Origin of the sequence: Kitasatospora putterlickiae, assembly GCF_039527695.1 — a bacterium.
GTDB classification, from domain to species: domain Bacteria; phylum Actinomycetota; class Actinomycetes; order Streptomycetales; family Streptomycetaceae; genus Kitasatospora; species Kitasatospora putterlickiae.
Window position 1 is genome coordinate 46,951 of sequence record NZ_BAAAKJ010000122.1, and the last position, 8,371, is coordinate 55,321.

The following is an 8,371-nucleotide window of genomic DNA, read 5'->3' on the forward strand; positions in this document are numbered from 1 at the left end:
TGGCGGCGGCCGCCGCGGCGCGCGCCGAACGCGTCGACGCGGCGCTCGCCCCGGTCGCCTTCGCCGCGTACGGGCGGGGGCGGGGCGCGTGCGCCGGCGTGCCCGGCGCCGGACCGGACGGGCCGCTGTACGGCGTGCCCAGCTACCTCAAGGACAACACCGACCTGCGCGGCATGCCCACCGGCCAGGGCAGTTCGGCCTTCCGCGCCAAGCCCGCCCGCCGCAGCGCCGGCTTCGCCGAGCAGTTCCTCGGCACCGGCCTGTCCGTCCTCGGCAAGACCAGGCTGCCGGAGTTCGGCCTCAACGCCTCCACCGAGTACGCCGGGGCCCGCCCCGTCCGCAACCCGTGGCGGACCTCGCACTCCCCGGGCGCCTCCTCCGGCGGCGCGGCGGCGCTGGTCGCCTCCGGCGTCGTCCCGATCGCGCACGCCAACGACGGCGGAGGCTCGATCCGGATCCCCGCCGCCTGCTGCGGCCTGGTCGGCCTCAAGCCCACCCGTGGCCGGATGGTGCCCAACGCCCAGGGCCGCCGACTGCCGGTCGACATCGTCATCGACGGCGTGCTGACCCGCTCCGTCCGTGACACCGCCGCGTTCCTCGCCGCCGCCGAACGCCACCACCGCAACCCCGCCCTGCCCCCGCTCGGCCTGGTCGAGGGCCCGGGGACCCGCCGGCTGCGGATCGGCCTGGTGCTGGACTCCCCGACGGCGCCCACCGACGGGCCGACCCGGGCGGCGGTCGAGGAGACGGCCGCCCGGCTCGCCGCGCTGGGCCACGACGTGACGCCGGTGCGGCTGCCGTTCGGCGCGGAGTTCTCCCGCGACTTCATCCTCTACTGGGGCTGCATCGCCTTCCTGATCGCCACCACCGGCCGGCTGACCGTCGACCCCGGCTTCCGGGCGGCCCGGCTCGACGGGCTCACCACCGGCCTGCGGCGGGTCTTCCACCGCGAGTTCGCCCGGGTGCCGGGCGTGCTGCGGCGGCTGCGCGCGGCCGAGTGGACGTACGCGGAGATGTTCCGTACGCACGACGCGATCCTCTCGCCGGTGCTGGCGCACGTGGCGCCGCCGATCGGCCACCTGAGCCCGAACGTCGCGTTCGACGAGCTGATCGAGCGGCTCACCCGCTACGTGGCCTTCACCCCGGTCAACAACATCACCGGCGGCCCGGCCATCGCCCTGCCGGGCGGCGCGAGCCCCGAGGGCCTGCCGATCGGCGTCCACCTCTCGGCCGCCCACGGGGACGAACGGGTGCTCCTGGAACTGGCGTTCGCGCTGGAGGCGGACCGGCCCTGGCGGCGGATCCAGGACTGAGCGGGGTCCTCGGCCGCTGCTTCCCGGTTCCCCGCTCCCGGCCGCCGTCAGCCGAGGACCGGGGACGCGATCGCGCAGGCCGCGCGGACCTCGCGGCGCAGCGGGGCGAGGACGTCGTCGGCGGACGCGGCGGGCACCTCCTCGGACGGGGCGGGCAGCGGCGTGCCGGTGCGCAGCGCCTCGGCCAGCGCGGCGAGGTCGGCGGCGATCGCGGCGACGTCCCGCGGCGCCGGCGCCGGCACCCCGTGCTCGACCCGGACCCGGGTGGCGGTGGTCGCCTCCACCACCCGTTCCACCGCGATCACCAGCGGCCACCACGCCGCCGCCCGGGTGCCGGTCGGCGGCGGCTCGGTGAGCGCGCGCTGGAACTCCGAGCGGACCGCCGACAGGTCCCGGTAGAGCCGACGGCGCCGGCGCGGCCGGGACGGCCGGTCGCGCCCCGGGGCGCCCGCGAAGGCCAGGGCGACGTACGCGGAGGCGTCCGCGACGGCGTCGGCCAGCCGGTCGCCGATCCGGGTGTGCCAGGACTCCGGCCAGCACAGGTAGCCGGCCAGCAGCGCGATCGCGCAGCCGATCAGCGAGTCGTACAACCGGGGCAGCACCAGCCCGAAGCCCTGGTGGTTGAGCAGGTCGGAGAGCAGCAGGATCACCGGCGTGACGGCCGCCGTCTGGAAGGCGTACCCCTTCGCCGAGAACGCCGGGATCAGCGCGGCCAGCACCGCGACGGTCGGCACGTCCCACCAGCCGCGCGGCACCTCGGCGAGCACCGGAACGGCGATCAGCAGGCCGAGCGCGGTGCCGAAGGCGCGCAGCACGGCGCGCGAGAACACCGAGCCGAAGTCCGGCTTCAGGACGAAGGTGACGGTCAGCGCGACCCAGTACGAGCGGGGCACCGGCAGGACCGAGACCAGCGCCTGGGCCAGACCGATGCAGAGCGCCAGCCGCAGGCCGTACCGCCAGGACGCGCCGGAGAGCAGCGCCGCCCGCGCGGCGCGCCGGACCCGCTCGCCGGGGGCGGCGGGGCGGCCGAGCCGGTCGGGGACGGCGGTGCCGGAGGACCCGGGCTCGGCGTCGACGGCGGCCGCGTAGCGCAGGGCCTGGTCCAGCGCCCGCTCGGACGGGCCGGTGGGCACCGGCAGGTCGAGGAAGGCGGCGGGGTCCCGGCCCGACGCGGCGGGCCGGCCGCGTTCGACGGCGTCGGCGAGCGTCAGCACGGCGGCCCGGTAGGCCTCCGGCAGCGGGCCGAGCCGGTCCGTCGGGCGCAGCTTCGCGGCGGACGCCGCCTCGACGACCGGTATCAGCGCGTTGAGCCGGGCGATCAGCCGGGCCAGACCGGGGGAGCGGCCGTGCCGGCGGGTGCGGTGGGCGAGCAGCAGGTCGTAGGAGGAGTTGAGCGACCGGGTGACGGCCAGCCGCCGTTCGTCGTGCTCCGGGGTGCCGGCGGCGCGGACGAACGCGGCGACGGTCCGGTAGGTGTCGGCCACCGCCGCCCGTTCCGGCACGCCGCCGCGCAACGGCCAGGCGAACAGGGTGAGCAGCAGCACCACGGCCCCGCCGGCGAGCAGCAGCAGCGGAGCCTTCCACCACGGGTGCGGCATCGGCAGGCCGGCCGCGACGACGGCGTTGAGCAGGAGCAGCAGGCCGGAGACGGAGGCGACCGAGCCGATCGAGGAGATCATCCCGGAGACCAGCGCGACCAGCGTCAGGACGGCGACGGCCGTCCAGTCGCGCCCGAACACCAGGGCGCCGAGGGTGATTCCGGCCGCGCCGAACAGCTGCGGTACGGCGATGTTGAAGACCCGCATCCGGTAGGCGTCGGCGGTGTCGCCGATGACGGCGGACAGTGCGCCCATCGAGGCCAGCGCCCCGTACGCCGGCCGCCCCGCCGCCAGCCCGACGGCCAGCGGCGCCGCCAGCGCCACGGAGGCCCGGGCCACCGCCGCCCACGGCACCGCCGCCGGCTGCGGGCGCATCCCGGCGGTCAGCCACTTCGGAGGGGAGAGCCGGCCACCCGGCGGGTCCTGTGCCATGCCGTCAACCTACGGCGCCACCCCGCCACGCCCCGGCCGCGGCACGCGCGGCCGTGCTGCCCGGCGGCTCAGGGGTGTGGACGGAGTGCGGCGAGGGCCTGGTTGCCGCTGGGCGGTGCCGGGTGGCTACGGCAGGGGCGTCGAGCGGGGCCGGGGTTCGGGCCGCTTGTTCGTGCGTGGCGTGGCGGCTCAGTGGTGTGGACGGAGTGCGGCGAGGGCCTGGTCGCCGCCGGGCCGCCACCGCAGGGGCGTCGAGCCGGACCGGGGCTCGCGCCTGGGCCGGGCGGCTGCGCACCGGGCGCGCCGTGGACCGCGTGGACGCGGTGGTCGCGAGCGCGGGCGGGCCTGGGCACCACCCCGGCAGCCGTGCCCCTCGCCCCGGGTGCGGCCGGGGACCGGCTCGGCGGCAACCTCGCGGGGTACGCCTTGGCGCTGGCCGCCGACGTGGTCGATCTCTCGGGGCCTTCCGGCCAAGCGAGCTGACCTCACATCAGATGAGGGCGGGTTCGGGGGCCGGGGCGGGGTAGGGGGTGGTCGGGAGGTCGCGGGTGCGGCCGATGGGGGAGAGCAGGAGGACGAGCGCCGCCAGCGGCACTCCGGCCGTGGTGATCCACAGGGCGGGGCGCAGGCCGAGCGCGGTGCCGAGGGCTCCGGCGAGCAGGGCGCCGAGGGGGATGGTGCCGTAGCTGAGGACGGCCGCGCTCGCGGCGATCCGGCCGAGCAGCTCGGGTGGGCAGTAGCGCTGCTGGAAGCCGGACTTGATGACGTTCCCGGCGACCACGCCGACCGAGATGCTGAACCCGCCGACGGCGTAGCAGAGCACGCCCGCGCCGGTGCCGGTGAGCGGGATGAGCAGGGCGAGCGAGGGCAGGCCCAGCTGGAAGAGGATCATCGCCCGGGCCGTGCCGATCCGGGCGGCGACCCGGCGGGCCGCGAACGCACCGAGCACGCCGCCGCTGCCGGCCGTCGCGATCAGCCCGCCGACGGTGCCCGGGGCGAGGCCGACCTCGCGGACCAGGAAGGCGACCTGGATCGACTGGTAGCCCATCAGCGCCAGGTTGGACGCGGCGGCGAACAGGGTGAAGGCGCGCATCCACGGATCCCGGGCGAGCAGTCGCAGGCCCTCGCCGACTTCGCGGCGCAGGTCGCGCTCGGCGGCGGGCCGGGGTGGGGCTTCGCGGTGCCGGATGCGGCCCAGACAGAGCAGCGAGACCAGGAAGGTCGCGGCGTTCGCGAACATCCCGTTGGCGGCGCCGGCGAGTTGGGCGATCAGGCCGCCGGAGCCGAGGCCGACGATCTGGGCGGCGGAGGCGCTGCCGTGCAGCTTGGCGTTGCCCTCGGGCTGGTCGGCGGGGGCGAGCAGGTCGGGCAGGTAGGCGGTGTAGGCGGTCTGGAAGAAGACGGCCGCGGTGCCGGTGAGCAGGGCGATGGTCAGCAGCAGTCCGACGCTCAGCCGGCCCGCCCATCCGGCGACCGGGACGGCGGCGAACAGCGCGAGCGAGACGCCGGCGGCGGCGAGCATGACGGGGCGGCGGCGTAAGCGGTCCACCCAGACGCCGGCCGGCAGGCCCATGACCAGCCAGGGTGCCGAGGAGGCGGCGCTGAGCAGGCCGATCTCGAAGGTGGAGGCGTGCAGTTCGGAGACGGCGATCAGCGGCATGGCGACGCCGGTGACGGAGGCGCCGAACTTGCCGGCCGTCTCGCCGCACCAGAACAGCCGGAAGTCGCGGTGGCGGCGCAGCAGGCCGCGAGGATCGGTGGCGTCGGTGTTCACTCGGCGCTCCTCCGCCGGTCGTCGGCGTTGCCGTTCCCGGTGTCGCCGGGTCGGGGGCGGCGGGGGAAGGACTGGAGCTGGACGACGACCGGCAGCGCCGCCGGGTCCGGCTCGGTGTTCTCGTCCGGCAGGTGGCGCTGGATGACGGCGAACAGGTCGTTGTTGAGCGCCTGGAGCTGGTCCGGCGTCAGCTGCAGCCGGCTCCAGTCCGAGATGGTGCCGGCGTTGCGCCACTCGTCCGGCCAGTCCTGGGAGATGTAGGTGTTGATCCGGTTGAAGTACTGCTCGACGAGTTCGTGCAGGTAGAGCGAGACCGCGCCACGGGTGTCCGGGTCGTCCCGGAAGTCGCTGGTCTGGAGCCGGTTGGTGACGGGGACGCGCCGCCACCAGCGCTCGCGCTTGGTGCCCCGGCCGGTCTCCTCCTCGATGAAGCCGTGCTCGGCGAGGTGGCGCAGGTGCCAGCTGACGGTTCCGGTGTTCTCGCCGAGCCGCTCGGCGAGCCGGGTGGCGGTCGCCGGGCCGTCGAGGTTCAGCAGCTCGAAGATCTTCATCCGCAGCGGGTGCGCGAGCCCGCGCAGGCTGCGCGCGTCGAGCCGGCGCGTCGGCCTTTCGGGCGTCGTGGCGGGTTCTTCGGTCTCGTCGGTGGGCATGCCTGCATCGTAGGTTGCAGAGAGTTCTCTGCATAGGGGTCTCTGCAGAGAACTCTCTGGAAGTTGCTCAGGCGGGCTCTGGGGCTCTACGGAGGCTCTACGGCAGAACCACCGTCCCGGCGTGCCGGGCCAGGCTCTCGCGCAGCCGGGTCAGCCGGGCGATCTCCGCGTCCAGCACGGCGAGCCGCTGTTCGATCACCGGGGCGAAGGTGTCCGGCCCGAAGTCGCCGGTGGACGCGCAACTGCGCGGCGGGTCCTCGGCGAGCAGGTCCAACCGGTGCGCCCGGCTCGCCAGGTCCTCGACGGTCAGCCCGAGGGCCAGCAGCGTGCGGATCACCCGAACCCGGGTCACCGTCTCCGGCCCGTACGCGCGCTGGCCGGAGGCGGTGCGGGCGGGCGGGGGCAGCAGGCCCCGCTGTTCGTAGAAGCGCAGCGCGCGCGGCGTGGTGCCGGCGGCCGCCGCCGCGTCGCCGATCCGCATCGGACCCGTCATCCGCCCTCCCCTGGGTGTCCGTTCGATCGTCCGGCCCTCCGGACGGGCCGTCTACAGCTCGACGACCAGGACGCCGAAGACGTCACCGTCGATCAGCCTGGACAACGCCCCGGGCGCCTGCTCGATGCCCTTGAGCACCGTCCTGGGCACGGTCAGCCCGCCGCCGCGCAGCCACTCGCCGAGCCGCTCGCGCCACTCCGGCTCCAGCTCCGCGTACCCGTGCCCGCTGATGCCGTGCACGGTGACGCCCTGGGTGAGCAGCCGGAAGGTGTCCACCACCGCCGGCGCGTCGGCGCCCCGGCGCGCCGGATCCATCTGCCCGGCGAGCGCCCCGATCAGCGCGAACCGCGCTCCCGGGCGGGCGGATTCGACGGCCGCCGTCAGCTGCTCGCCGCCGACCATGTCCAGCAGCACGTCGACGCCGTCCGGCGCGGCCGCGGCCAAGCGGTCGGCGATCGGGCCCTCCCCGCGCACCAGCACGGCGTCGTAGCCGAACTCCCCGGTCAGCCGCTTCGCCTTGGCGGCCGAGCCGGTGGTGCCGATCACCCGGGCGGCCCCGAGCAGCCGCGCCAGCTGCCCGGCCACCGTGCCGACCGCGCCCGCCGCGCCGGTGACCAGGACCACGTCCCCCTCCCGCACCGCCGTCGCGCGGGTCAGCGCGGCGTACGCGACGACGCCGGGGGAGAGCAGGGCGATCGGGTCCGGGAAGTCGTCGTCCACCCGGGTGAACGCGGCCGCCCCGGCCACGGCGTGATCGCGCCAGCCGAGCATGTGGGTGACGAGGTCGCCGGGCCGCAGCGGGCCCCCGGCGGGCGCGGCCAGCACCTCGCCGAGCGCGGGGCCGGCCAGCGGGCCGCCCGGCCGGAACGTGAAGGGCGCACCGGCGAACGCGCCGCCGACGAGGGTGCGCAGGCCGGGGTAGACCAGGAAGGCCCGGTTGCGGACGAGCACCTCATCGGGCCCCGGGGCGGGCAGCGGCCCCTCGGCCAGGGCGAAGGTGTCGGGGGTGGGCAGGCCGTCGGGAACGGCGACGAGCCGGACCTCGCGGACGGTGGTGGGGAAGGACGGCATGGGCGGGCTCCAGGAGACGAGGACGTACGGGTCGCGGGGACGCTAACCCCTGACGCGCGCGTCAAGGGCAAGCGTCTCCGGTGATCTCCTAGAGTCACGTCCGGTACGGCCATGCGACGGTAAGACCGTAGGACCGCATGGCCGTACGACTGCACGCACCGGTACCACCGAGAGGCAGCACCACCATGACCGAGCAGGCACCCGCGCCCTTCGAGCCCGTCGACGAGGACTGGCAGACCGCCCTGGTGGTCGTCGCCCACCCCGACGACATGGAGTACGGCGGGGCCGCCGCCGTCGCCCGCTGGACGGACCAGGGCAAGAACGTCGTCTACGTGATGGTCACCAGCGGCGAGGCCGGCATCGACGGCATGGACCCCGAGCGGTGCGGCCCGCTGCGGGAGGCCGAGCAGATCGCCTCCGCCGCCATCGTCGGCGTCGACACCGTCGAGTTCCTCGGCCACCCGGACGGCGTCGTCGAGTACGGCCTGCCGCTGCGCCGCGACATCGCCCGCGCGGTGCGCCGGCACCGCCCGGACATCGTCATCACCAGCAACTTCCACGACACCTGGGGCGGGGTCTTCCTCAACCAGGCCGACCACATCGCCGTCGGCCGGGCCACCCTGGACGCGGTGCGGGACGCGGGCAACCGCTGGGTGTTCCGCGAGCTGGTCGACGAGGGCCACGAGCCGTGGAACGGGGTCCGGCAGATCTGGGTGGCGGCCTCGCCCGAGTCCGGGCACGCGGTGGACACCACCGACACCTTCGACCGGGGTGTCGCCTCCCTGGAGGCCCACCAGGCCTACCTGGCCGGCCTCGGCGGCGGGATGTCGGACGCCCGCGGCTTCCTGGAGGGCGCCGGCCGCGGCGCCGGCACCCGCCTCGGCACGCGCTTCGCCGTCGCCTTCGAGGTCTTCCCGCTCCGCTGACTAGTGCACCGGCGGCCCGGCGGCGGGGTTGCGGCGCAGGGTGAGCACCGTGAGGTCGTCCCTGCGGCGGCCGCGGCGGTGGCGGTGGACGTCCTCGTCGATGGCCGCCGGGAG

At 76.0% G+C, this 8,371-nt stretch carries 7 protein-coding genes; 2 read left to right on the plus strand and 5 right to left on the minus strand.

The window, feature by feature from the left end:
- The coding region (locus tag ABD308_RS12865; RefSeq protein ID WP_344332856.1) for an amidase at positions 1-1,313 on the plus strand (1,313 nt) is incomplete at its 5' end.
- A 47-nt stretch (positions 1,314-1,360) separates the two neighbouring features.
- On the opposite strand, the gene ABD308_RS12870 is transcribed toward ABD308_RS12865, so the two are convergent.
- From ABD308_RS12870 to ABD308_RS12890, 5 genes are all read right to left on the minus strand, one after another.
- Positions 1,361-3,343, minus strand: a complete 1,983-nt coding sequence (locus tag ABD308_RS12870) for an FUSC family protein (protein WP_344332858.1) — start codon at positions 3,341-3,343, stop codon at positions 1,361-1,363.
- A 490-nt stretch (positions 3,344-3,833) separates the two neighbouring features.
- Entirely contained in the window at positions 3,834-5,117 is a 1,284-nt protein-coding gene (locus tag ABD308_RS12875; protein ID WP_344332860.1) for an MFS transporter, read from the minus strand.
- Positions 5,114-5,767 (minus strand): ArsR/SmtB family transcription factor, encoded by a 654-nt coding sequence (locus tag ABD308_RS12880; protein ID WP_344332862.1) that lies wholly within the window; start codon positions 5,765-5,767, stop codon positions 5,114-5,116. The genes ABD308_RS12875 and ABD308_RS12880 overlap by 4 nt, the downstream gene beginning before the upstream one ends.
- 97 nt (positions 5,768-5,864) lie before the next feature.
- Positions 5,865-6,248, minus strand: a complete 384-nt coding sequence (locus ABD308_RS12885; RefSeq protein WP_344332921.1) for a MerR family transcriptional regulator — start codon at positions 6,246-6,248, stop codon at positions 5,865-5,867.
- A gap of 63 nt (positions 6,249-6,311) precedes the next feature.
- Positions 6,312-7,331, minus strand: coding sequence for a zinc-binding dehydrogenase (locus ABD308_RS12890; protein WP_344332864.1), 1,020 nt, complete (start codon positions 7,329-7,331; stop codon positions 6,312-6,314).
- A 185-nt stretch (positions 7,332-7,516) separates the two neighbouring features.
- Here ABD308_RS12890 and ABD308_RS12895 point away from each other — a divergent pair, with 185 nt between their 5' ends.
- Positions 7,517-8,257, plus strand: coding sequence for a PIG-L deacetylase family protein (locus ABD308_RS12895; RefSeq protein WP_344332865.1), 741 nt, complete (start codon positions 7,517-7,519; stop codon positions 8,255-8,257).
- Positions 8,258-8,371 lie beyond the last annotated feature (114 nt).

Excerpts from the sequence above, each read along its gene's own strand:
- ABD308_RS12870 (WP_344332858.1), bottom strand. The coding sequence starts at position 3,343 with ATGGCACAGGACCCGCCGGGTGGCCGGCTCTCCCCTCCGAAGTGGCTG.
- ABD308_RS12880 (WP_344332862.1), bottom strand. The coding sequence starts at position 5,767 with ATGCCCACCGACGAGACCGAAGAACCCGCCACGACGCCCGAAAGGCCG.
- ABD308_RS12885 (WP_344332921.1), bottom strand. The coding sequence starts at position 6,248 with ATGCGGATCGGCGACGCGGCGGCGGCCGCCGGCACCACGCCGCGCGCG.
- ABD308_RS12890 (WP_344332864.1), bottom strand. The coding sequence starts at position 7,331 with ATGCCGTCCTTCCCCACCACCGTCCGCGAGGTCCGGCTCGTCGCCGTT.
- ABD308_RS12895 (WP_344332865.1), top strand. The coding sequence starts at position 7,517 with ATGACCGAGCAGGCACCCGCGCCCTTCGAGCCCGTCGACGAGGACTGG.